General features: G+C 68.6%; 1 protein-coding gene and 1 pseudogene. Both read left to right on the top strand.

What is annotated here, in order from left to right; translation table 11 throughout:
- Nucleotides 1-29 precede the first annotated feature (29 nt).
- A pseudogene (locus XANALMUS060_RS22570) lies at nt 30-443 on the top strand (hemagglutinin repeat-containing protein); the annotation flags it as partial.
- Nucleotides 444-615: 172 nt separating this feature from the next.
- On the top strand, nt 616-1,065 hold a 450-nt coding region (locus tag XANALMUS060_RS22565; protein WP_045739473.1), incomplete at its 3' end, for a hemagglutinin repeat-containing protein.

The following is a 1,065-nucleotide window of genomic DNA, read 5'->3' as shown; positions in this document are numbered from 1 at the left end:
ACACCGGCACCATCGCTGGCCGTCAATTGGTGTCCTTGGATGCGGGCCGGATCGATCACCTGGGCGGCAGCATCAGCGGCAATCAAGTAGCGCTGAGCTCTGCCAGCGACATCCGCATCCAGGGCGCGAGCGTGAGCGCGGTGGATGCGTTGAGCGTGCGTGCGGCGGGCAATATCGACGTGGCCTCCACGGTGGAGACGCTGCAAGGCGGCGGGCATCAGCAGGCGATCACGCGCGTGGCCGGGCTGTACGTGACCGGAGCCAACGGCAGCGGTGTGCTGTCGGTGGTGGGCGGCACCATCGCTGGCCGTCAATTGGTGTCCTTGGATGCGGGCCGGATCGATCACCTGGGCGGCAGCATCAGCGGCAATCAAGTAGCGCTGAGCTCTGCCAGCGACATCCGCATCCAGGGCGCGAGCGTGAGCGCGGTGGATGCGTTGAGCGTGCGTGCGGCGGGCAATATCGACGTGGCCTCCACGGTGGAGACGCTGCAAGGCGGCGGGCATCAGCAGGCGATCACGCGCGTGGCCGGGCTGTACGTGACCGGAGCCAACGGCAGCGGTGTGCTGTCGGTGGTGGGCGGCGGCGATGTGACCCTGCAAGCAAGCGGCGCAGGTGCGCAATGCCGGCACCGACGGGGTGACCCAACTGGTGGCCGGTCACGACCTGACCCTGGGCGCGCAGACGCTCACGCACAGTACCGACGCCACGCACGATGCACGCAACTACCAACGCAGCAGCGAGACCACGCATGCGGTGAGCAGCGTGCAAGGCGCGGGCGACGTGGTGCTGGCGGCGGGCCACGATGTGACGCTGCAAGCGGCGCAGAGTACCGACGCCACGCACGATGCACGCAACTACCAACGCAGCAGCGAGACCACGCATGCGGTGAGCAGCGTGCAAGGCGCGGGCGACGTGGTGCTGGCGGCGGGCCACGATGTGACGCTGCAAGCGGCGCAGATCGGCGCAGGCAAGGCGCTGGCGTTGCAGGCCGGCCACGACCTCGATAGTCAGGCGGTGGTGGACAGCACCACACAGTCGCGCAGCAGCGTGAGCAAGCGCCAC

This window comes from Xanthomonas sp. MUS 060 (assembly GCF_000963215.1).
In the GTDB taxonomy this organism is placed as follows: domain Bacteria; phylum Pseudomonadota; class Gammaproteobacteria; order Xanthomonadales; family Xanthomonadaceae; genus Xanthomonas_A.
Note: the sequence above shows the minus strand (reverse complement) of the source record. Positions and strands in the feature narration are given on the sequence as shown.